Here is a 22,259-nt window from a genome sequence, read left to right on the forward strand (position 1 = left end):
GCAGCGCCGTTCGGCGATGCCGAGTTGGCAACATCACCCGTTTACACCTGACATGTTAGCGTGCTAACGCTACATCCACATTGATTTCAACGGAGATCGTATTGGCTTCCCGCTTTGGTCTTTCGGTTGCCCTGACCACACCCTTCGACCCGTCGGGGCAGATAGCGCTCGCGCCGATGATCGCGCATGCCCGAGCCTGCCTTGGCGCCGGCTGCAGCAGCGCGACGCTGTTCGGCACCACCGGCGAAGGAGCCTCGGTCGGCACCGACGAGCGACGGATCGTCACCGAGGCCATGCTGGCGGCCGGTATTCCGCCACATCAGCTCGTCGCCGCAGTGCTGGTCGATGCAGCCGAAGATGCCGCCGATCAGGCCCGGCACGCTTTGCAGCGCGGCGTTCGCAACATTCTGCTCGCTCCGCCGAGCTACTTCAAGAATGTCGGCGAGGACGGGCTGTTCGGATGGTTTTCCGCCGTCTTCGCCGCACTCGGTCCGCTGGCGCGCGACGTGCTGCTCTATAACATCCCCTCAGTCACCATGGTGCCGCTCCCGCTTGGGCTGATCGGCCGGCTGCGCGCCGCCTTTCCCGCTGTGGTGGCCGGGGTGAAGGATTCCGGCGGGGACTGGAGCTACAGTGAGGCGCTGCTTGAGGCGCACGGCGATCTGGTGATCCTCATCGGCGACGAACGGCATCTCGCGAGAAGCGTGCGCCGCGGCGGACAGGGCGCGATTTCCGGCATGGCTAATTTTGTTACCGGCGAAATCCGGGCAATGGTCGAAAACGGGGGCGACGACCCACGCGTCGAAGACTTCGTGCTCGAATTGCTCAAATACCCGGTCACGCCGGCGGTGAAGGTCATGGTCGCGCGCAAGACCGGCGACGAGCGCTGGCTGGCGGTCCGCCCGCCCCTGGAGCCGATCGATCCGCAGGGACAGCGGCAGCTTGCCGCTGCCTTCGACAGGCTGTTTGCGACAGAGGCAGCCTGACCGACAAGGCCGGGCTGACCGACAAGGAAGCGAGCTGAAGTGGAAGACGGCAGCGAACCGATCACTCTCCGGGAGAAGGCCTATGCCAGCTTCACGCGGCATTTGCTGGCCCGCGATCTGCGGCCGGGGCAGTTCGTGTCACAGCGCGAACTGGTCGCTTTCACCGGGCTGCCGCTGGGTGCCATTCGCGAGATCGTCCCGCGTCTCGAGGCCGAGGGACTGCTGACCACCATCCCGCAGCGCGGCATGCAGATCGCGCATATCGATATCAATCTGATCCGCGAGGCGTTTCAGTTTCGGTTGTTCATGGAACGCGAGGCAGTGGCGCTATTCACGACCAGCGCTTCTGATGCCGAACTTGCCCGCATGCGGCGCGAACATGAAGAGATGCTGGCCCAAGCTCTCGGGCAGGCACCGACGCCGGAAATGGAAGCCAAGGCCCAGAACATCGACTGGGCGATGCACGACACCTTCATCAATGCGCTCGGCAACGAGATTATCGCCAAGGCCTATCTGGTCAACTCGGTGAAAATCCGGCTGATCCACCAGGAGCGTTTCCGCATCGACGGTCGTGTGGTGCCGGTGATGCGCGAACATTTGGCGGTCATCGAAGCCATGGAGAGCCGCAATCCGCAAAGAGCGGTTGAAGCGATCAGTCTGCATATCGACAATGCGCGCCGGCTGGCGCTCCAGATCTGAGGAAATATAGCCGCGCCGCGGTTTGCGGCGCATCCACAACGACAGCAACCGGGAGGAAGAAATGTCGTCCAATCTGTTCAACCCAACCAGGAGGCAACTCCTTGCCGGAACCGCGGCGCTAACCGCTGCCGGCCTTGTGGGGCTTCGCCCCGGCTTTGCCGCAGGCGTTGACTGGAAACGCTTTGCCGGGACGACGCTTGACGTCAATCTGGTGAAAAGCCCGCGCAGCGACACCATCCTGAAATATCTCGCCGAGTTCGAGGAACTGACCGGCATCAAGGTCAATGCCGAGGCAACGCCCGAGCAGCAGCAGCGCCAGAAGACGGTGATCGAGTTGAGCTCGGGCAAGCCGAGCTTCGACGTCGTGCATCTGAGCTACCACGTGCAGAAGCGCCAGTTCGAGAAGGGTGGCTGGCTGGCCGACATCGCCGGCTATCTCGCCGATCCGTCGCTCACCGACCCGGCGCTGGTCGAAAGCGACTTCGCCGAAGCCGGCATGCTGTTTGCCAAGGACGGCCAGGGCGTGCTGCGCTCGCTACCGTTCTCGGTGGACTACTGGATCCTGTATTGGAACAAGGAGCTGTTCGAGGCCAAGGCCCTCAAATACCCAGAGACCTTCGAGCAACTTGTGGCAGCCGCCGAAGCGCTGACCGACCACTCGACCAATACATACGGCTTCGTCGCCCGCGGGCTCAAGAACGCAAACACGCCGGTGTGGACGTCGCTGATGCTCGGCTACGACATGACGCCGCTAGATGACAAGGGCAAGCTGCGCACCGAGGCTCCCGAGGCGATCGAGGCTGCCGCGCTCTATCAAAGATTAATGACCAAGTCCGCCCCTCCGGGCGTTACCGGGTTCAACTGGGCCGAAGCACAGTCGGCCTTCCTGCAGGGCAAGATCGGCATGTGGCTCGACGGCGTGGGTTTTGCCCCGCCGATGGAAAATCCGGAAAAATCGAGGGTGGTCGGCAAGGTCGGTTACGGCGTGATGCCCAAGGGTCCCAAGGCGCATGCCTCGGGCACCTTCGGCGACGGGATTGGCGTTACCGCCGCCAGCGAGAAGAAGGAGGCTGCCTATCTGTTCTGCCAGTGGGCGGTATCGCCAACCATGGGCGCGCGGCTGTTGCAGGCCGGCGCCGGTGTTCCGTTCCGCAAATCCGTGCTGGAGGATCCCAAGGTGCGTGAAGGCGTCACCATGCCGGCAAGCTGGCTTGATGCCGTGGTCGGCTCGGGCAATATCAGTCGGCTGGCACTGCCGGTCATCATCCCGGTCACGGAATTCCGCGACATCTATGGCGTGGCGCTGACCAACATGATTGCCGGCGCCGATCCCGCCGCGGAGCTGAAGAAGGCCACCGAACAGTTCCAGCCGGTTCTCGACAGGAGCGAGCAGGGCTGATGTCGGCCACCACCCCAGAACAGACCGGGGTGACGATGCCGGTTATCGACGGGAGCCAGACGATCCGGCTGGCTCCCAACTACTGGCCATTCGTCGTCCCCGCACTCGTCGTCGTCGGCGCCGTCATCGTTTTCCCCTGGGCTTTCACCCTGTGGATGAGCGTCAATCGCTGGACGCTCGGCCAGTCGCGGAGTTTTGCCGGGATGGAAAACTATCTCCGCCTGGCCAGCGACCCACGTTTCTGGGAATCCCTTGTTCATACGTTGACCTACACCTTCCTCTCGGTTGCAGCGCCGATGCTGCTGGGCACCCTGGCCGCCCTGATCTTCGATGCCAGGTTTCCGCTGCGCGGCTTGCTGCGCGGCGTCTTCGTCATGCCGATGATGGCGACACCCGTTGCCGTCGCACTGGTTTGGACAATGATGTTCCATCCTCAGCTTGGCGTGCTCAACTACCTGCTGTCGCTGGTCGGCATCCCGGCCCAGGAATGGATATTCAACGCCAACACGGTCATCCCGTCGCTGGTTGCGGTCGAGACCTGGCAGTGGACGCCGCTCGTCATGCTGATCGTGCTTGGCGGGCTGGCCTCGGTGCCGCGCGAGCCCTTCGAAAGCGCCGAGATCGACGGCGCCAATGCCTGGCAGCAATTCCGCTATCTCACTCTGCCGATGATCGCGCCGTTCCTGATGATCGCGGTCATCATCCGCACCATCGATGCGCTGAAGAGTTTCGACATCATCTACGCGATGACCCAGGGCGGGCCGGGTACGGCGTCGGAGACCATCAACATCTATCTCTACAACACCGCCTTCTCCTACTACGATATCGGCTACGGCTCGGCCATGGCCGTGGTGTTCTTCATTGTCATCGTGGCCCTGTCGTTTGTCCTGCTGATGCTGCGCCAACGCTCGCAGTGGATCGATACGGAGGGCAAATAGATGAGTTCACGGCTGCTCAACCAGATCGGTCTGTTTTTCGCTGCCCTGGTTTTCGTCTCGCCGGCGATCCTGTTCTTCCTCTGGATGATCTCGCTGTCGCTGAAATTCGAGATCGACAACGGTGCCTATCCGCCGATCCTGATCCCCGAACGCTTCGCCTGGTCGAACTATGTAAAGGTGTTCGAGGAGAACAATTTCCTGCTCTATCTCTGGAATTCGGTTCTGGTGACCGGTACGGCGACCTTGCTGGCGCTGCTGATCGGCGTACCGGCCGGCTATGGCATCGCACGGCTCAAGGCTGAACGATCGGCGGTCGTCATCATGATCGCCCGCATGACACCTGGGCTATCCTATCTCATCCCGCTGTTTCTGCTGTTCCAATGGATCGGGATACTCGGCACGCTGTGGCCGCAGATCATCATCCATCTGGTGGTGACGGTGCCGATCGTGGTGTGGGTGATGATCGGTTATTTCGAGACCACGCCGATGGAACTGGAAGAGGCGGCCAACATCGACGGCGCCAGCTCCTGGCAGGTTTTCCGGCTGGTTGCCCTGCCCATCGCCAAGCCGGGCATCGTCGTCGCCTTCATCCTGTCCGTGATCTTCTCGTGGAACAATTTCGTCTTCGGCGTCGTGCTCGCCAGCCGTGAGACGCGCACACTGCCGGTCGCCGTCTACAACATGCTGTCCTACGAGCAGGTGAGCTGGGGGCCGCTCGCCGCGGCGGCGCTGGTGGTGACGTTGCCGGTGCTGATCCTGACCATGTTCGCGCAAAGGCAGATCGTCGCGGGGCTGACCGCCGGCGCCGTCAAGGGCGGCTGAGGGCGCGTCCTGACATCACTCTTTTCCAGGAAAGATCCAATGGCATCGGTAACAATCAGCAACGTGCAGAAGGCCTTCGGGGCCACCAAGATCATTCACGACGTCAGCGTCGACATCGCCGACGGCGAATTCGTCATCCTGGTCGGCCCGTCGGGATGCGGAAAATCGACGCTGCTGCGCATGATCGCGGGCCTTGAAACGATCTCCGGCGGAAAGATCGCCATCGGCGAACGTATGGTCAACAATCTGCGCGCGCGGGACCGGAACATCGCCATGGTGTTCCAGAATTATGCGCTCTATCCGCATATGACCGTTGCCGACAACATGGGCTTTGCCCTCAAGATCAAGAAAGCCGACCCGGCCGACACCGCTGGCCGGGTCCGGAAGGCAGCCGGCATCCTCGGCCTGGAAAAGCTGCTTGACCGCTATCCGCGCCAGCTTTCGGGCGGCCAGCGCCAGCGCGTCGCCATGGGCCGCGCGATCGTACGTGACCCGCAGGTCTTTCTGTTCGACGAGCCGCTCTCCAACCTCGACGCCAAGTTGCGCGTCCAGATGCGCGGCGAGATCAAGGCCCTGCACCAGCGGCTGGGTACCACGACGATCTATGTCACGCACGACCAGATCGAGGCCATGACGATGGCCGACAAGATCGTCGTGCTGCATGACGGCCTGGTCGAGCAGATCGGCGCGCCGCTGGACCTCTACGACCATCCGGCCAACCTCTTCGTTGCCGGTTTCATCGGCTCGCCCGCCATGAACTTCATTGCCGGCCGCATCGAGGAGGGCGTGTTCCGCAGCGCCGGCGGGTTGGTCCTGCCGTTGCCGGAAGGCGCCCAGCCCGCGGATGCCGCAGGACGCGAACTCGTCTACGGCATTCGACCGGAACATATCCGGGCGACGGGGCAAGGCGTGCCGGGTACGATCACGCTTCTCGAGGCGACAGGCTCGGAAATCTTCGCCAGGGTCGACTGCTCCGGTGAAGAAATTTCCTGCCTTTTCCGAGAAAGGCTTGCGCTCAGGCAGGGCGAAGGGGTGGGGATCGAGATCGACCGCGCATGTGCGCATCTGTTCGACGCAGCAACCGGTCGGCGCATCTGACCCAATGGTCTGGTGAATGCGTGGTCGGCCTTAGGTCGGCAACGCGAATTCACCGGCGAGTTCGATGGCGCGGCCTTCGCTGGCCGATCTCTGGGCGCCGAGACCCATGACGACGGCCCACCAGCCGTCTTGCAAGGTCACTTCCACTTTGCCTTGTTCGCGCACCGCAGCGGTGAAGCGGGCGTGCTCGAAATAGTCGAACCGCTAGGGTCGCCTGCCTCGATCAGCCGGGGGTCGACGGGAATCTCCAGCAGGCGTGGTCCAGGCGGATTGCGCGGACTGACGATCAACTGGGGCACTGGCGCAGGGCCAAGCTGGGTCGGCCAGAAACGGCCTGGTCCGGGAACCAGACATTCGATCTTTCCGTCGCCGCCGACAGCGCAGAGTTGCTCCTGGTAGCGGCTGCCCTCGGCAAACATGCAGAGTTTCCAGCATGGCGCGCGCGCCGCGAGGGCGCTCTCTGCGATCATTGCTGCCACAGGATGATCCGGAAACGCTTCAAAGTGAATTTTCTCGTGGGCGGTCTTCGGCACTACGGAGATCCGCGCCGGATGTTCGCGCGCCTGAATCCGGCTGACCGACAATACGACCTGTGCTGAGGTTCAGTACGAACTACCGATCAGGGCAGATGGGATGTTCGTCCGCGTGATAGCGGCGAGGCGTGAAATCCGCGATCGTTCTGCAGTTCTGCTTTGCTGCAGAGCCGCAGCTCGACGGAGACGTTCTCGTGAACCTGTACTGCGCACCGTGCGTTTGCAGCCTTGCCGAACATCTCGCTCTTCGGGAGGCGGATACCTCCTTCGATAGCGAGCGCATCGACCGGGTGTCGAGGCAATCATGAGCCGAGCCCGCAAGATCGCAATCGCTATCGTCGCCCTCATGGTGATTCCAATGGCAGCTATTTGGAGCTGGCAATGGTTCACGCGGGGCCGGTTCGAGGAAACGACCGATAACGCCTATCTCCGCGGAGACATTACCAGCATCGCGCCGAAGCTCGCCGGTTACGTCGTCGAAGTCGACATAGACGACAATGCCAGTGTGTCAAAGGGTGCTGTCCTGTTTCGCATCGACGACAGCGACTACAAGGCCAAGGCAGAGCAGGCGAAAGCCAACGTCGCCGCCCGGCAGGCGGAAATCGCCAACATCAAGGCGACCCGTGAACTGCAGGACGCATTGATCGCGCAGGCTGAGGCGCAGAAGCAATCTGCCGCAGCCGACCTGCAATTCGCCCGAGCCAACCTGAACCGCTACGTCACGCTGCAGAAGAACGGGACCGCAAGCGATCAGAAGCTGCAGGATGCGCAGGCCGGCCATGACAAGGCAAAGGCATCGCTGGACGGTGCAGAGGCCAATCTGCTGGCTCAAAAATTGAAGCTCGGTGTCCTGGATGCACAGTTGTCCGGTGCGCAGGCAGCCCTGTCCCAGGCACAGGCAGCGCTCGACCTGGCAATGCTCGACCTGGCCAACACCGTCGTGAGGGCCCCGGTCGGCGGCATCGTCGGTAATCGCCAGATCCGTGTCGGCCGCTATGTCACGCCAGGGACAGCAGCCTTGGACATCGTTCCGGTTAACGATGTCTGGATCGTTGCCAACTTCAAGGAAACACAGCTGAAGCAGGTTGAGATCGGCCAACGGGTCCGCGTCATGGTTGATGAATATCCAGATCTGCAAATCGACGGCCTTGTCGACAGCTTCGCTCCCGGTAGCGGCGCGGCATTCAGCCTGCTGCCGCCGGACAACGCCACCGGAAACTTCATCCGCGTCGTCCAACGTGTGCCGGTCAAGATCAGGATGACGCGCAATCCGTTGCCCGGCCGCCTGGTTCCGGGACTCTCGGCTCGTGTTGCCATCACCGTCGGCACCAGGGATGCTCCGGCTGTAGCGCAGGAAATGCAGACAGGCGGGATTGCGGACGGGCGCTCAGCACAATGATGCACCTCGCCGAAACGGCGGCTGTGCAGCGCCATCCCGGTACATTGCGCGCTTGCTTGATAGCAACCGGCGTCGTGCTGGCCGCCTTCATGGACGCGGTCGCATCCACTGCACTGTCCATCGGCCGGATCGACATGCTCGGCGACACCTACGCAACGTTGGACGAACTGGCGATGATCGACGTTGTTTTCATCGCCGCCAAGCTGACGGCGTTCCTTGTCGCTCCGCTACTTGTGACGGCAGCCAGGCCGACCGCCTGCCTGCGCGCGGCGGTTGTCACCCTTCTGCTGGCATCCGCGGCCTTGACGTTGTCGGTGGACCTCACCTGGATTTGCATCTGCCGCATTGTCCAAGGGCTGGCTGGCGGCACAGTTCTCGTCGCCAGCCAGACACTGCTGTTCTTTCGGTTACCGCACCGGCATCAGCCGGTCGTTCAGGCGGTTTTTGCCGTAGGCGCCGTCATGGCTCCGACGACCGTCACGCCGGCCCTGCAGGGCTGGCTTGTCGACCATCTGACCTGGGAGTGGATATTCCTGAGCATCATTCCGCTCGGCATCGTCTCCCTTGTCCTGTTGGCGGCGGACGGCGATCGGACCTTTTGGCGGAAAACCAGGTTTCCTGCCGTCAGGATATTGTTGCTCGGCATCAGCGCCGCGCTTTTGACCTACGTCCTGCTGCAAGGCAGCAGGTTCAACTGGTTCGACGACACCGACATCACCTTCCTTGCCGCAACCGGTATGACGGCTGCCGGCCTCCTGGCCGTCTGGGAGACCCGCTTTCGTTCAGAAGGCTCACTGCTGGCCATCTCGCCCCTTGGCAATCCGGACTTTCGCTTTGGCCTTCTCGTCAGCTTCGTCGCCGGCTCTGCCCTTTCAGGCAGCGCCTATCTTATTCCGGCTTTTGCCCTCAACGTGCTCGATTTTACCGCGACGGGCGCAGGAGTGCTTCTGCTGCCCAGCGGAGCCATGCTCGCGCTTGGACTTCTGTTGTCCGGCTTCGTCATCCAAAGGACCGGGATGCGCCCGATCACGCTTGCGCCATTTGGCATTCTGCTCTTCGCAGGTGCCATGTGGCTGCTGTCCGCTTCGACGAGCGGTAGCGGATCACCGGACCTGACCCTTGCTCTGCTGCTGCGAGGATTCGGCCTCGGCCTTCTGTTCGTGGCACTGACGCTGGTTACGCTGCAGGGCCTTGCCGCCAATGCGTTGCCGTTTGGCATCGGGCTGTTCAACTTCGGCAAGCAGGTGGGCGGTCTGACCGGCACAGCCCTCTTGCAAACGTATATTGATCACCAGAATGTCCACAACCGGACGATACTGGCGTCCCACCTCGTCAATGGCGATCCAGCCGTAGACCAGCGCTTGAGAGCAACTGCGAACGCTCTGGCGAACAGTGTCGACAGCACTGCGGCGACAAAGGCCGCCCTGCCGCTGCTGCAGCGCGCGCTTGAGAAGCAGGTCGCCACGATCTCGTTCGACGAAGCTTTCTTCGCGCTCGTCCTGCTGTTCGCGGTCGCTGCGCCCTGTCTCATTGTCGCCAAACAATTGCTCGGCCGCCAAGCCGCTCCGCAGAACTAAAACCGCGTCCACGCCCTGTACTTTGGAACAGATGTATTGGTCGGGAGAGGCTTCCAGATTATCTCATGAGCCGTGTTAACCGGACGAGACAGGGATGACGAATGCAGAGGTTTCTCCGGTTTCACTCTGCAGCCGACGAAGAGGCAGCCGAGCGTCTTACCTGTCCGGCTCGTATTCCCAGTGGTAGGTGTTGATGCATCGATCCGCGTCGCTCCTCGCGCGAGGCCATCGTTGGGGCCCCCGCAGCGCGATAACTCCGCGCAATGCATGGATTTCCATGAGATGCAGCCGAGGCACGGCGGAACTAGATTTAGGCGGTGAGTTCGCCTGTCCAGATATTGAAAACAAGTGCTATATCAAGCGCTGACCGTCCCAAGGCTTTTTTGTCCGACAGGAGAAGCCAATGACAGCAGCGTCCAACTCACTTGACGAAATCGAGCCCGAAGCAACGCTAGCGCTGCAAATCATCGAGAGCATGCCCGGCCACGCGTGGGCAGCCGATGCCGCCGGAAGATTCACCTATGTCAGCCCAAACACGCTGACGTTCCTCGGCAACATGCATGAGGATCTCAACACTTCCGAAGACGACGATGATTTCGGCTGGCGTCGAGCCGTCCATCCCGACGATTATGATCCCGTAGCCGCCAGATGGCGGCATTGCCTCGAAACAGGCGATCCCTATGATACCGAGCATCGCCTGCGGCGCGCCGATGGCGTCTATCGCTGGTTTCGAAGCTCAGGACGACCATTTCGCGATAGTCAGGGGCGCATCGTTCAATGGTACGGCACGACAATAGACATTGAGGACCAGAAACGGGCCGAGTCAGCATTGCGTGACCGGGAGCGGGAACTTTCGCAGTTCGTGGACATGGTCCCGAGTCACATCTGGCGGCTCGATCCAGACGGCGAGCCGATCTTCTTCAATGGGCGCATGGTCGACTTTCTCGGCCTCGATGTAGCGGATCTGGACCGACCGGGCATGAGCCGGCTGGCGGTGATGATACAGGCCGCCGTTCATCCGGACGACGCGGCAGCATTCGGCGATGCACTTCGTGGTTGCTTCGCTACCGGTGCGAGCTTCGCCATGCGCTATCGCCTGCGCCGTGCCGATGGCGTCTATCGCTGGATGTCGAGCCGGGCGGAGCCGATGGGCGATGGCGCTGGCCGCATCGTCCAGTGGTACGGCCTCTGTCACGACATAGACGATCAGATGCACGCCGAAGCGGCGTTGCGGCAGAGCGAGCAGCAACTTCAGCACATGATCGACGCCGTGCCGGTCCGCATCTGGAGTGTGATGCCGACCGGCGGGCCGGTCTACTTCAACAAGCGATACCAGGACCATTTCCGCTCCGTTATCGCGAACTTTGACGCGCTCGGCGAGCCGGGAATCGAAACGTTGCTGCACGAGGTGATTCATCCCGAAGATGCGCCCGAGGTGCAGCGCACGTTGCTGAGGTGTTTCGAAACTGGCGGCGGCTCCGCGATGCGGTTTCGCTGGCGCGAAAAAGACGGCACCTATCGCTGGGCTGAGTGCAGGGTCGAGCCGCGACGCGATGACGACGGAACGGTCGTGCAGTGGTACGGGGTTTCTCTCGACATCGACGATGAGGTGCGCGCGCAGGCGGCGTTGCGCAAAAGTGAGCGGCGCCTTCAGCAGCTGATCGACACCGTGCCCGCTTTGATCTGGAGTACGACACGGGAAGGGACGCCTTCCTACGTCAACAAACGGTTCACCGATGTAACCGGGGCCACGCTCCACGACATCACCGCCCCGGACGGCTCGCCGTCGCTGAGCGTGATCCATCCAGACGATATCGACACCGCACGGCAGGCGATCCGCCATTCATTCGCAACGGGCGTGCCTTACGTTCAGAGATATCGCCAGAGGCGGGCCGACGGCCGCTATCGCTGGACCGAGACTCGCGCCGAGCCGCTGCGCGACGAAGATGGCAGCATTCTCCAATGGTACGGCGTGAGCGTCGACATCCATGACCTGGTGACCACGCAAGCCGCGTTGCACGACCGGGAACGAGAGCTCTCGCAACTCGTCAACATGGTTCCGAGCTACCTCTGGCGGCTGTCTCCCAACGGTGAGCCGAGCTTCTTCAACAAGCGCCTGATAGATTTTCTCGGCCTGGACATAGCGGACGCGGAAAAGCCGGACACGAGCCGGCTGGCGGCCTTCATTGCCACCGTCGTCCATCCCGACGATGCAGCCAGCCTGAGGGAAGCACTCGACAGCTGCTTTGCCACCGGCGAGCGATTCTTCATGAAGTATCGCCTGCGCCGTGCCGATGGCGTTTATCGTTGGATGGAGGGCCGCGCGGAGCCGCTGCGGGACCAGGGTGGACGCATCGTCCAATGGTACGGCCTTACGCACGACATCGACGATCAGCTGCGCGTCGAAGAGGCGCTGCGCGAGAGAGAACGGGCTCTCTGGCAGCTCGTTGAAACGCTGCCGGCAATGATCGATTGCGCCGCGCCGGATGGCGAACCGATATATCGCAGCCAGCAGCTCCGCGAATTCCTCGGATACAATCTTGAGGAATTGGACGAAGCGGGAAAGTCCCGGCTGGCTGGCACACTCGACGCCGGTGTTCATCCCGACGACCTGACAGGTGTCAAAGAGAGATATGCCGATTGTCTGTCCACAGGCGAGCCGTATGCGCGACGGCACCGTCTGCGGCGCTTCGATGGTGAATATCGCTGGGTCGAGACGCGCGCCGCGCCGATGCGCAACGCTGAAGGCGCCATAGTGCAGTGGAACGTTATCTGCCTCGACATCGAAAATGAGGTGCGGACACAAGAGGAGCTTCGGCTGGCACAAGAGAGACTTGCGCGTGCGAGCCAGGCGGCGAGCCTTGCCGAACTCTCCGCATCCATCGCTCATGAGGTGAACCAGCCGCTGGCCGCCATCGTCGCCAACTCCAACGCATGCCACCGTTGGCTGTCCGCCGAGCCCCCGAACGTCGAGCGCGCGAAGATCACGGCCGAGCGTATCATCCGCGATGCCAACTCGGCGGCGGATGTCGTCAGCCGCATCCGTGCCTTGTTCAGACCTTCGCTTGAAATGAGAACCAGCACGCCGATCCCCAGCGTCGTTGCCGAAGCACGTGACCTTATGGCCGAGGAAGCCATGCGGCGTCGCGTTCGCATGGACATCGACGTCGAAAGCAACCTTCCGCTCGTTGCGTTCGATCGCGTCCAGATCCAGCAGGTCCTGGTCAACCTCATTCGCAACGGCATGGAGGCGATGGACACCACGGCGGGCGACAAGGTTCTTGCAATGCGCGTGCGCCGGATAGAGGACACGATCCAGACCGAGGTCCGCGACCGAGGCCCGGGTATCGAACGTCCCAACAAGATATTCGAGCCGTTCTTTACAACGAAAGGGAACGGAATGGGCATGGGGCTCGCGATCTCCCGTTCGATCATCGAGTCTCACGGCGGACGCCTTTGGGCGGAGAATAGCATGCCGCGTGGGGCGACATTCATCTTCACCCTCCCGGTTGAAGCGAAAGCTGCGCAATAACTGGCGGCGCTCAGTAAGCGCTTGGTTTTTGGCTCTCGGTGAAGGGGCGCCGCCGCCCCGTGCAATGCATGGATTTCCATGAGGTGCGGTTGGGGCGTGGCGGGATTAGGGTGGCGACGTGAGTCCGTCAGCCCAGTCCAGCTATCAAGAGCAAGTGCTACACGAAGCGCCGACAATCTCCAGAGTTTGTTTGTCCGTTAGGGGCACCCGATGACGATAGCGCCCAACTCACTTGGCGAGACCGATTCCAGCGCAACGCTCGCGTTAGCGCATGACTTGAACCGATCCGGACCGGGAAGTGGCCGACCTTTCGCGACGAATGAACCGGGCCTGATTCGCGGCAACATGATCAGCGATCTTGGAAGAGGCAGGTTGTCGCGCGTCTGGTCGCACCGTCCCCAATTCCTGCATCTGGGGCTTTTTATTACGGCCTATGTCCTGGGCTGCGGCTTCGCCCAGTCGCTCGCAATCATACCTGGAACAGGGATTTCCATTTGGCCTCCGAGCGGGCTTTTCATCGCTACTCTTGTCTTCGCCTCCAGGTATAGCTGGCCGTGGTGGGTGCTGGGGGCCTGTGTGGCAGAACTGTTCAGCAACTTCTTGTGGTTCCACACTCCGCTGCCCGCAGCCTTCCTGATCTTTGCCGGCAACGCTCTTGAAGCGGTATCCGGCGCATGGCTTGTGAACCAGACCTGCAAGCGCCCAGTTCGGCTGGAAACGTTGCGGGACGTTCTCGCATTCGTCGTACTGGCCGCTGGAATTGCGCCAGTTGCAAGCGCAACGGTGGGAAGTGCGGCGCTTGCTTGGTTTGGCATACAATCGCAAACCTTTGTGACGGCTTGGCCGCTGTGGTGGATCGGAGACGCGACGGGAGTCCTGATCGTAGCGCCACTGGCGCTGGTCGTGTTCCAGAACTGGCGCGGCAAAGCGCAGCTCTCGGCAGCGCGATGGATGGAAGCTTGCGTCCTGGGGCTGATCTTTCTTGGTATCGCCGCCCTTTCCTTGAGCGGCTATCTGCCCTTCGCCTACATCATCATGCCGCCTCTTCTTTGGGCCGCGGTGCGTTTTGAGTTCAGAGGCGCCGCCGTAGCATTGACCGTCCTCGCTCTGATCACGGCGGTATTCACGATATCCGGCGCCAGCCAATTTGCCGGCGATCCCGAGTCCCAGAAGCACAACCAGATCATGCTGCAGCTTTTTCTGGCCATCTCTGCATTTTCGGCGCTCGTCGTGGCCGCCATTTCCAGGCAGCATCACGCGGCGGTGCTCACTTTGCGCCAAAGTGTGGAGACCTTGCGGGAGCGGGAGCGAGAACTCTCGTTGCTGGTCGAAATGATCCCCGCTCACATCGCCCGCATGGCGCCCAACGGCGAACCAACCTTCTTCAGCAAGCGCACGACAGACTATATCGGCCTCAACGACATCGCGGACTGGGACGAGCCGGGCACGAGCCGCCTGGCGACCTTGGTCGCGGCAGCCGTCCATCCCGACGATGGACCCAGGATGAGAGAATGGCTCAGCCGCTCGCTCGCCACCGGCGAACCCTATCCCATAAGGTATCGCCTGCGTCGCGCGGACGGCGTGTACCGCTGGAGGGAGGGCCGCGCCGAGCCGCTGCGGAACCAGAGTGGGACGATCGTGCAATGGTACACGGCCAGCATCGACATCGACGATGAGGTGCGCGCGCAGGAGGCATTGCGCGACCGGGAGCGGGAGCTCTCACAGCTTGTCGACATGGTTCCGAGCCACGTTTGGCGCCTGACGCCGGACGGCGAGCCGACCTTTTTCAACAAGCGAATGGTCGACTTTCTCGGCCTTGACGTAACGGATTTGGACAAACAGGGCATCAGCCGGCTGGCGGCGATGATAACGGCCATCGTCCATCCGGACGACGCAGCAGCATTCGGCGATACGCTCAGTCACTGCCTCGCCACCGGTGAGCGCTTCTCCATGAGGTATCGCTTGCGCCGCGCCGATGGCATCTATCACTGGATGTCGAGCCGGGCGGAGCCGATGCGCGATCACGCTGGCCTGATCGCGCAGTGGTACGGCCTCTGTCACGACATAGACGATCAGATGCAAGCCGAAGAGGCCCTGCGGCGGAGCGAATTGCAGCTTCAGCAGATGATCGACGCTGTGCCGGTCCGCATTTGGAGCGCGGTGCCGACCGGCGGGCCGGTCTACTTCAACAAGCGATACCAGGACCATTTCCGCGCCGTCATCGCCAATTTCGAAACACTCGGAGAGCCGCGCATCGAGGAATTGCTGCAAGAACTGGTTCATCCCGAAGATGCTCCCGAGGTGCTGCGCACGTTGCTGAGCTGTTTCGAAACAGGCGGCGGTTCCGCGATGCGGTTTCGCTGGCGCGAAACAGATGGCTATCGCTGGGCGGAGTGCAGGGTGGAGCCGCGGCGTGATGAAGACGGGGCGGTTGTGCAATGGTACGGGGTTTCCCTCGACATCGACGAAGAGGTGCGCGCCCAGGAAGCGCTGCGACAAGCCTCCGACAAACTCGCGCAAGCCACTCAGGCTGCAAGTCTCGCCGAGCTTTCCGCTTCGATCGCGCACGAGGTGAATCAGCCGCTGGCCGCGATCGTCGCCAATTCCCATGCATGCCACCGTTGGCTGTCCGCCGCCCCTCCGAACGTCGAACGCGCGAAGATTACGGCCGAGCGCATAATCCGGGACGCCAATTCGGCGGCGGACGTCGTCGGCCGCATCCGCGCGCTGTTCAAGCAATCCACCGAGACGAGGACCAATGCGACGCTCAGCAGTGTCATCACAGAGGCACGCGACCTCGTGGCCGAGGAAGCGATGCGGCGGGGCGTTCGCACCAGCGTTGATGTCGGACGCGACAGTCCGCTAGTCGCGTTCGATCGCGTCCAAATCCAGCAGGTTCTGGTCAATCTCATCCGCAACGGCATGGAGGCGATGGACTCTGGTGCGGATGACGGAGTTATCAGCATCCGCGTGCGCCATATCGGGGATGTTGTCCAGACCGAAGTCAGAGATCGCGGCCGGGGCATCGAGTTTCCCGACCGGATATTCGAACCGTTCTTTACCACGAAAGAGCAAGGGATGGGCATGGGACTAGCGATCTGCCGTTCGATCATCGAGTCGCACAGCGGGCGTTTATGGGTCGAGAAGAACGAACCACGTGGAGCGACGTTTATCTTCACGTTGCCGATTGAAGCGAAAGCGGCGTCATGACGACGGACGGCCAAATTGTCTTCATCGTAGATGACGATGAACGCATTCGGGAGGCGCTCAGCGAGCTGCTGGCTGCACACGGCATGTGTGCCGTAGCGTTCGGATCGGCGGGCGATTATATCCGCGCTGACAAGCCGGACGTCCCTGCCTGCCTCATCCTCGATATCGAGTTGCCGGATATTAACGGCCTCGATCTGCAGCGGCAGATTGCCGAGGGCGATCATCCACCGATCGTTTTCCTGACGGGACATGGCGATATCCCGTCCTCGGTGCGTGCGATCAAGCACGGCGCCGTGGATTTCCTGACTAAGCCCTTCAGCGATGCAGACCTCATGGCCGCAATCCATGCGGCGATTGCCCAGGATCGGGTACAGCGATCGGAGCGCGCCGAGCTGGGCGTGTTGAAGCAACGTTATCTCGAGCTGACGCCGCGCGAACGTGAGGTGCTGCCGCTGGTGGTCAGCGGTCTGCTCAACAAGCAGGCGGCCGCTGAACTGGGGATCAGCGAAGTTACGCTGGAAATTCATAGAAGGAACGTCATGCAGAAGATGGTCGCGGCGTCGCTCGCCGACCTCGTTCGCATCGCCGAGCGATTGGGAATACCGATCACGCACTCGCGCCGGGCAGGGGGGAACTGAGGGTGAGCAAGCGGAGGCCTGTCGTGGCGATTGTCGACGATGACCCAAGGCTGCTCGAGTCGCTGGAGGACCTTCTGGAGTCCGCCGGCTATGTGGCCCGCAGCTTCTCGTCGGCAGGGTCGTTACTGGTCAGCGGCCTGTCTGGATTGGACATGCTTATCACCGACATCGGGATGCCCGGCATGGACGGCTTTGAACTTCGCGACTTGGTCAAGAAGGCGCGTCCGGATCTGCCTGTGTTCCTGATCACCGGCCGCCACGAGATAGTGGATCAGCACCGCGCCAAGGGCATTGGCAGGCTTTTCCGCAAGCCGTTCGATGGCCAGGCACTGCTTGCGGCGATCGGCGACGCTTTGCGCAACCCAGAAACGGAGGCTAAACATGAGAGTTGACCAATTGCCCTTACCGAGATCGACGCCGTCATCACAGCAGCGAAGGGCTGAAGCCGAGCAGCCGCTGGTCATTATTGTCGATGATGATGCCTCTGTTCGGGAGGCGCTGTCTGAATTGATCCTGTCGGCGGGTTTCCTGCCGGTGTGCTTTACCTCAACCCGTGAATTGCTTGACGCCGACGTGTTGGAGAGCCCCGGCTGCTTGATCCTCGACGTGCGCATGCCAGGGACGAGCGGTCTCGATCTGCAGCACCATCTTGCGAAAAACGGCAACCCCAAACCCATCATCTTCCTGACCGGGCATGGCGACATCCCGATGACTGTCCAGGCGATGAAGGCCGGCGCCGTGGACTTTCTCACCAAACCGGTGCGGGATCAGACGCTGCTTGACGCTGTGATCGCCGGCATTGCGGTGGATGCCAAGCGGCGGGCGGATGCCGTGATCGTCAAGCGCAACATCGAGCGCGTCGAGACGCTGACGCCGCGCGAGCGCGAGGTCCTGCGTGAAGTGGCGCGCGGGCGCCTCAACAAGCAGATCGCCTTCGACCTCGGCATCAGTGAAGTGACGGTCAAGCTTCACCGCGGCAATGTCATGCGCAAGATGGAAGCCGCTTCCATCGGTGAGCTGATCCGGGCGTGGGAAACGCTGCCCGCGCCGATGCGCGAGGTCTAGAATTTGGCACAAGCCGATCCATGCCCCATCCAATAGGATCGCCCGGCGCGCCGGGCCATTTCAGGTGCTTTCTCAGCGCGCCCAGGCCTTCCTGCCTGTTGATACGCTCGTCCTGCTGCGGGTGATCCTGATGTACATCGGTGGTCCTGTTTGGTGTTTCGCGGCAAGGCCCGCGCCAAACATCGGTTACTACTGAGCGGCGCTCTTTGGCAGCGCCAGCCTGACCGAAAAACGCGCAACATTTCATGCAACAGCAACTGACGCCGGCCATGCCGCGTCGGTCCCCGCGCCGCTACCCAAGCCTAATTGACGTGTGTCTATAAGAGCTTGCCTTAGCCCGGCCCTATCTTCGGCGTGCCTGCCCTGCACCTTGGCATCGTATGACAGATGCCTCCGTAGAGTAGGTTCGCGGCCCGGATCGGTGCATCCTGTTCCTCGCAAGCCATCACGACCGTCGCGTTTCTACCGCTCCTCGCTCGCTCCTCCCCGAACGCGACCGCTCAGGCCGACTCGACGGTCGTGATGGTGAGCAGGACGTTCAAAGCACATGGATGGACACGATGAACAAAGACGGACTTTTCTCCGTCGGCGGATCTCGCCGCGATGTCATGTTGGCAGGCCTGATCTCTACGGCAGCCGCCGGACTGCCCCGCGCTGCTTCGGCAACGAGCCGAAAACAAAACCTTCCCTCTTCCCCCTCAATCAAAGGAACCAAGACGATGAGCACCATCACGACCAAGGATGGCACCGAAATCTACTACAAGGATTGGGGCAAGGGTCCTGTCGTCACGTTTTCGCACGGCTGGCCGCTGAATTCCGACGCCTGGGACGGCCAGATGCTCTTTCTTGCCCATAACGGCTTTCGCGTCGTTGCGCATGACCGGCGCGGCCATGGCCGATCGAGCCAGGCCACGTCCGGCAACGACATGAACGGCTATGCGGACGATCTTGCAGCCGTGATCGAGGCGCTGGATCTCCGGAACGCCACGCTGGTCGGCCATTCGACCGGAGGAGGCGAGGTTGCTCGCTATATCGGACGGCACGGGACGAAGCGGGTGGCCAAGGCTGTTCTTATCGCCGCTGTTCCGCCGATCATGGTGAAGACGCCGGCCAATCCGGAAGGCCTGCCGATCGAGGTATTCGACGGCATAAGGGCTGGCCTCGTCAAGGATCGGTCGCAGTACTACCGGGACCTCGCACCGTTGTTTTATGGCGCGAACAGGCCAGGCGCCAAGGTTTCCCAGGGGACTCTGGATCAGTTCTGGCTCTGGAGCATGCAGGCGGGTCTCGTGAACGCGTACGAAAGCGTCAAGGCGTTCTCCGAGACCGATTTTACCGAGGACCTCAAGAAATTCGACGTACCAACCCTCGTCCTGCATGGCGAAGACGACCAGATCGTCCCCGTCAAGGACTCGGCAGTCAAGTCGGCCCGATTGATCAAAGGCGCAAAGGATATCTATTACCCCGGCGCGCCCCACGGGATCACGGCCACGCACCAAGATCAGGTCAATGCTGACCTGCTCGCCTTCATCAAAGGATAGCTTCTGTCGGCTAATGTCCCGGATTGTGGAACCGAACCACTGCGCCATCGAGCTGGAGCGCTGGCAGGGGCGCGAAACATATGCTGCGCCACGGCTGCCACTCGGGCAACTGCGCCTGTGCAGCCCGGAGGCGATCGCCGGCGTTCGACACTACGTCGCGCTGTCGGGGGTCGCCGCCGCGCGCTTGTTCTGCCTTGATGGCCAAAGCGCTCTCCAAGACGTCAAACTGGCTAAGCACCGGGAGCTTATCAATCGCTAGCCGTTTGCGATTGCCGCTCATTTTGGCGGTCTCAATTAGGCGTGAAATTTTCTTGGCCAGCAGTTGCGACTATCGCAGCAGCACCGGCGCTATTTTTCGGAGGCAGGAACGAAATGGGCGTACTCTTGGGCAAGATCGCGGTGGTCACCGGCGGGAACAGCGGGATCGGACTATCGGCTGCAAAAATCTTTGCGGCCGAGGGCGCGCAAGTCGTCATTACCGGCCGCCGGCGGCAGGCGGTCGAGGAAGCGGTCGCACAGATCGGGGCAGGCGCGCTGGGCATTCAGGGAAATGTGGCCGAGGTGTCGCACCATGACGAGGTAGCGCAACAGATCCGTCAGAGGTTCGGGGCGCTCGACATCTATATGGCGAACGCCGGCATAAACACCATCACGCACTCGGCCGACGTCTCCGAGGCGGAATATGATGCGCAATTTGCCGTCAATACGCGAGGCGTCTTCTTCGGCGTCCAGAAGCTGATTCCGATCATGCGGAATGGCGGCGCAATCATCCTCACAGGCTCGCTGGCCAGCGAGAAGGTTCTGGACGGTCATGCTGTTTACGCGGGCTCGAAGGCGGCCATAAATGCCTTTGCGCGCGCTTGGGCGATCGAACTGAAGTCTCGCGGCATCCGGGTCAACGTGCTCAGCCCAGGTCCGGTGGATACGGCTATTCTCGATAAGTTAGGCATACCGTTTGAGCAGCGCGGGCTGTTTGAAAAGGCGATGGCAGAGGCAATACCCCTGGGCCGGATGGGGCAGCCGGAAGAGCTGGCAAAAGCCGCCCTGTTCCTTGCCTCGGACGCGAGCAGTTTCGTAACGGGCATCAATCTGCGGGTCGACGGCGGGATGGCAGTGCTCTGAGCCACGACTGCGATGTCGTCGCGCCAATAGACTTCCGAATAAATGGCTGAGCAATCGGTCATCCTCAAGACGATTTTCCGGGAAGCTGCCGCACGAGTCGCGCCAAATAGGTCGGAGGCGAGACGTTTTGTCGACGTGCCGCAAATTGAGCCACGTAAGCAGCAAGTCGCATTACAGGGATCGACGCGCAAGAGAGAAGTCGGCTCGCCGATACGGCGGAAGGACCGAGGTCTCGCCCCGGTCCTTCAATTTTCTGTAGGTCGGGATCAGTGACCCCAGATGCCCTGGCCATATTCATCGTTGGGAACAGTCGGCTTGCGTACGGTTTTCGGCACCCCGATATCATTGTTCATTTTTTTGATCGAGGATGTATACATGTTGTAAGACGCAGTCGCAGGCTGCTGGGATCCGTTTGATCCATAGTGGTCGCTTCCGGCAGTGGCGCTTCCTGCTGTAATAACAAGCACGGCGACAGCAAGGACTGTCATTTTCATTTCAGTAACTCCATTGATGTCTTGGATGGTATTCACCCATACAAATATAAATGTCGTGACGCAGCGACACGATCAGACGGTCCGGCTGTTTGATCCATACGAAGGCATTGGGCGATTCAGGCCGAAGGCCAGGGACTATGTCGTTGACGAGAGGAGGCTTTGCGGCGCGCCCTCAGTGTCTGTTCCGGCGACCGCCGACAATGCACACCCGGCATAGATACCTCAATTTGCTGCAGGGCACCTGATCTCCCCGGTGACCTACCCTGCACCTTGGCATTGTATGACAGACCCTTCCGCACAATAGGTTGGCGGGCCGCGTCGGCGCATTCTCCTGAGCATTGGTCACCACAGGCGACACGGGAGAAAGCAAATGCGAAACATAACTCGAGTCCTGGCCCTCACCGCAGCGCTTGCCGCGTGGGGCGGCGGGATGGCGCAGGCCGCGAATTCTCAGCCCAAGCCGACGATCGTACTGGTGCACGGCGCCTTCGCGGAATCGTCGAGCTGGGATGCAGTCATCACCAAGCTCAGCAAAGACGGTTATGTGGCGATAGCCGCAGCTAATCCGCTCCGCGGCGTTGCCAGCGATGCGAAAGCAGTCTCAGCCATCGTCCGGTCGGTTTCCGGGCCGGTCGTGCTGGTGGGGCATTCCTATGGCGGGCCCGTCATCACCGAGGCCGCCAATGGCAATCCCAATGTGAAGGCGTTGGTCTACGTGGCGGGTTTCGCGCCCGATACGGGCGAATCGAGCCTTACGTTGTCCAGCATGTTTCCCGGTAGCACCTTGGGGAGCGCGCTTGCTCCAGTCGTGTTGCCGGACGGCGGACAAGACCTCTTCATCGAGCCGGCCAAGTTCCGCGCGCAGTTCGCCGCCGACGTTCCGCAAGAGCAGACTTTGCTGATGGCTGCCACTCAACGCCCTGTTGCGCAGGCGGCTCTGGCTGAAGCCTCGGGCGTCGCCTCATGGAAGACGCTGCCGTCCTACATGATCTACGGCTCGGATGACCGCAACATCCCGGCAGCCGTCATGAGCTTCATGGCCAAGCGTGCGCACGCGGTAAAGACCGTCGTCATCGAGGGTGCGTCCCACGCGCTCATGGTTTCGCATCCCGACGAGGTCACGTCACTCATCGAGGATGCTGCTGCATCGGTCAGTCAGTAGCAGGCCGGAAACGCCCAGCATCCGATCGAGCAACGAAAATAGAC

Annotated in this window: 18 protein-coding genes; 16 read left to right on the forward strand and 2 right to left on the reverse strand. The window is 61.6% G+C overall.

Annotation, left to right across the window (positions count from 1 at the left end):
- Nucleotides 1–101 precede the first annotated feature (101 nt).
- The 6 genes from NKH49_RS02175 (at nt 102) to NKH49_RS02200 (ending at nt 5,942) form a co-directional block, all read left to right on the forward strand.
- A complete protein-coding gene (locus NKH49_RS02175) occupies nt 102–986 on the forward strand; it encodes a dihydrodipicolinate synthase family protein (RefSeq protein ID WP_352612447.1) in 885 nt (294 codons plus the stop codon).
- A gap of 39 nt (nt 987–1,025) precedes the next feature.
- Entirely contained in the window at nt 1,026–1,685 is a 660-nt protein-coding gene (locus NKH49_RS02180; RefSeq protein ID WP_352470625.1) for a GntR family transcriptional regulator, read from the forward strand.
- 61 nt (nt 1,686–1,746) lie between these two features.
- Entirely contained in the window at nt 1,747–3,084 is a 1,338-nt protein-coding gene (locus NKH49_RS02185; protein WP_352470624.1) for an extracellular solute-binding protein, read from the forward strand.
- A 35-nt stretch (nt 3,085–3,119) separates the two neighbouring features.
- Nucleotides 3,120–4,022 carry a carbohydrate ABC transporter permease gene (locus tag NKH49_RS02190; RefSeq protein ID WP_245274609.1) on the forward strand — a complete coding sequence of 301 codons (903 nt, stop codon included), beginning with the start codon at nt 3,120–3,122 and terminating at the stop codon, nt 4,020–4,022.
- Nucleotides 4,023–4,844: a carbohydrate ABC transporter permease gene (locus NKH49_RS02195; RefSeq protein WP_023674179.1), complete on the forward strand. Its 822-nt coding sequence runs from the start codon at nt 4,023–4,025 to the stop codon at nt 4,842–4,844.
- 39 nt (nt 4,845–4,883) lie between these two features.
- The gene (locus tag NKH49_RS02200; RefSeq protein ID WP_352612450.1) at nt 4,884–5,942 is read left to right on the forward strand and encodes an ABC transporter ATP-binding protein; all 1,059 of its coding nucleotides are present in this window, start codon (nt 4,884–4,886) and stop codon (nt 5,940–5,942) included.
- A gap of 137 nt (nt 5,943–6,079) precedes the next feature.
- Here the strand turns inward: NKH49_RS02200 and NKH49_RS02205 are convergent, their stop codons facing one another.
- Nucleotides 6,080–6,475 carry a hypothetical protein gene (locus tag NKH49_RS02205; RefSeq protein WP_352612452.1) on the reverse strand — a complete coding sequence of 132 codons (396 nt, stop codon included), beginning with the start codon at nt 6,473–6,475 and terminating at the stop codon, nt 6,080–6,082.
- 304 nt (nt 6,476–6,779) lie between these two features.
- On the opposite strand from NKH49_RS02205, the gene NKH49_RS02210 reads away from it, so the two are divergent.
- From NKH49_RS02210 to NKH49_RS02250, 9 genes are all read left to right on the forward strand, one after another.
- A complete protein-coding gene (locus tag NKH49_RS02210; protein ID WP_352470621.1) occupies nt 6,780–7,874 on the forward strand; it encodes an HlyD family secretion protein in 1,095 nt (364 codons plus the stop codon).
- The gene (locus NKH49_RS02215; protein WP_352612454.1) at nt 7,871–9,451 is read left to right on the forward strand and encodes an MFS transporter; all 1,581 of its coding nucleotides are present in this window, start codon (nt 7,871–7,873) and stop codon (nt 9,449–9,451) included. The genes NKH49_RS02210 and NKH49_RS02215 overlap by 4 nt, the downstream gene beginning before the upstream one ends.
- Before the next feature lie 403 nt (nt 9,452–9,854).
- Nucleotides 9,855–12,983 carry a PAS domain-containing protein gene (locus tag NKH49_RS02220; RefSeq protein ID WP_352612455.1) on the forward strand — a complete coding sequence of 1,043 codons (3,129 nt, stop codon included), beginning with the start codon at nt 9,855–9,857 and terminating at the stop codon, nt 12,981–12,983.
- A 372-nt stretch (nt 12,984–13,355) separates the two neighbouring features.
- A complete protein-coding gene (locus NKH49_RS02225; protein ID WP_352925131.1) occupies nt 13,356–16,193 on the forward strand; it encodes a sensor histidine kinase in 2,838 nt (945 codons plus the stop codon).
- Entirely contained in the window at nt 16,190–16,831 is a 642-nt protein-coding gene (locus NKH49_RS02230; protein ID WP_352470618.1) for a response regulator transcription factor, read from the forward strand. Before NKH49_RS02225 ends, NKH49_RS02230 begins: the two co-directional genes overlap by 4 nt.
- A 2-nt stretch (nt 16,832–16,833) precedes the next feature.
- Nucleotides 16,834–17,223: a response regulator gene (locus NKH49_RS02235; protein WP_352470617.1), complete on the forward strand. Its 390-nt coding sequence runs from the start codon at nt 16,834–16,836 to the stop codon at nt 17,221–17,223.
- Nucleotides 17,213–17,896 carry a response regulator transcription factor gene (locus NKH49_RS02240; protein ID WP_031211078.1) on the forward strand — a complete coding sequence of 228 codons (684 nt, stop codon included), beginning with the start codon at nt 17,213–17,215 and terminating at the stop codon, nt 17,894–17,896. Before NKH49_RS02235 ends, NKH49_RS02240 begins: the two co-directional genes overlap by 11 nt.
- A gap of 560 nt (nt 17,897–18,456) precedes the next feature.
- Nucleotides 18,457–19,437 carry an alpha/beta fold hydrolase gene (locus NKH49_RS02245; protein ID WP_502893737.1) on the forward strand — a complete coding sequence of 327 codons (981 nt, stop codon included), beginning with the start codon at nt 18,457–18,459 and terminating at the stop codon, nt 19,435–19,437.
- A 372-nt stretch (nt 19,438–19,809) separates the two neighbouring features.
- Nucleotides 19,810–20,559 (forward strand): glucose 1-dehydrogenase, encoded by a 750-nt coding sequence (locus NKH49_RS02250; protein WP_352612457.1) that lies wholly within the window; start codon nt 19,810–19,812, stop codon nt 20,557–20,559.
- A gap of 266 nt (nt 20,560–20,825) precedes the next feature.
- On the opposite strand, the gene NKH49_RS02255 is transcribed toward NKH49_RS02250, so the two are convergent.
- Nucleotides 20,826–21,053, reverse strand: coding sequence for a DUF680 domain-containing protein (locus NKH49_RS02255; protein WP_352612459.1), 228 nt, complete (start codon nt 21,051–21,053; stop codon nt 20,826–20,828).
- A 370-nt stretch (nt 21,054–21,423) separates the two neighbouring features.
- On the opposite strand from NKH49_RS02255, the gene NKH49_RS02260 reads away from it, so the two are divergent.
- Complete coding sequence (locus NKH49_RS02260) at nt 21,424–22,215, forward strand: alpha/beta fold hydrolase (RefSeq protein WP_352612461.1); 792 nt, start codon at nt 21,424–21,426, stop codon at nt 22,213–22,215.
- Nucleotides 22,216–22,259: the final 44 nt, after the last annotated feature.

The organism is Mesorhizobium sp. M1088 (genome assembly GCF_040318575.1).
Taxonomy (GTDB): Bacteria; Pseudomonadota; Alphaproteobacteria; order Rhizobiales; family Rhizobiaceae; genus Mesorhizobium.

Coding starts and splice junctions, on each gene's coding strand:
- NKH49_RS02260 (WP_352612461.1), top strand. CDS start 21,424: ATGCGAAACATAACTCGAGTCCTGGCCCTCACCGCAGCGCTTGCCGCG.
- NKH49_RS02245 (WP_502893737.1), top strand. CDS start 18,457: ATGAACAAAGACGGACTTTTCTCCGTCGGCGGATCTCGCCGCGATGTC.
- NKH49_RS02210 (WP_352470621.1), top strand. CDS start 6,780: ATGAGCCGAGCCCGCAAGATCGCAATCGCTATCGTCGCCCTCATGGTG.
- NKH49_RS02255 (WP_352612459.1), bottom strand. CDS start 21,053: ATGAAAATGACAGTCCTTGCTGTCGCCGTGCTTGTTATTACAGCAGGA.
- NKH49_RS02195 (WP_023674179.1), top strand. CDS start 4,023: ATGAGTTCACGGCTGCTCAACCAGATCGGTCTGTTTTTCGCTGCCCTG.
- NKH49_RS02200 (WP_352612450.1), top strand. CDS start 4,884: ATGGCATCGGTAACAATCAGCAACGTGCAGAAGGCCTTCGGGGCCACC.
- NKH49_RS02220 (WP_352612455.1), top strand. CDS start 9,855: ATGACAGCAGCGTCCAACTCACTTGACGAAATCGAGCCCGAAGCAACG.
- NKH49_RS02230 (WP_352470618.1), top strand. CDS start 16,190: ATGACGACGGACGGCCAAATTGTCTTCATCGTAGATGACGATGAACGC.
- NKH49_RS02185 (WP_352470624.1), top strand. CDS start 1,747: ATGTCGTCCAATCTGTTCAACCCAACCAGGAGGCAACTCCTTGCCGGA.
- NKH49_RS02250 (WP_352612457.1), top strand. CDS start 19,810: ATGGGCGTACTCTTGGGCAAGATCGCGGTGGTCACCGGCGGGAACAGC.
- NKH49_RS02215 (WP_352612454.1), top strand. CDS start 7,871: ATGATGCACCTCGCCGAAACGGCGGCTGTGCAGCGCCATCCCGGTACA.
- NKH49_RS02240 (WP_031211078.1), top strand. CDS start 17,213: ATGAGAGTTGACCAATTGCCCTTACCGAGATCGACGCCGTCATCACAG.
- NKH49_RS02190 (WP_245274609.1), top strand. CDS start 3,120: ATGCCGGTTATCGACGGGAGCCAGACGATCCGGCTGGCTCCCAACTAC.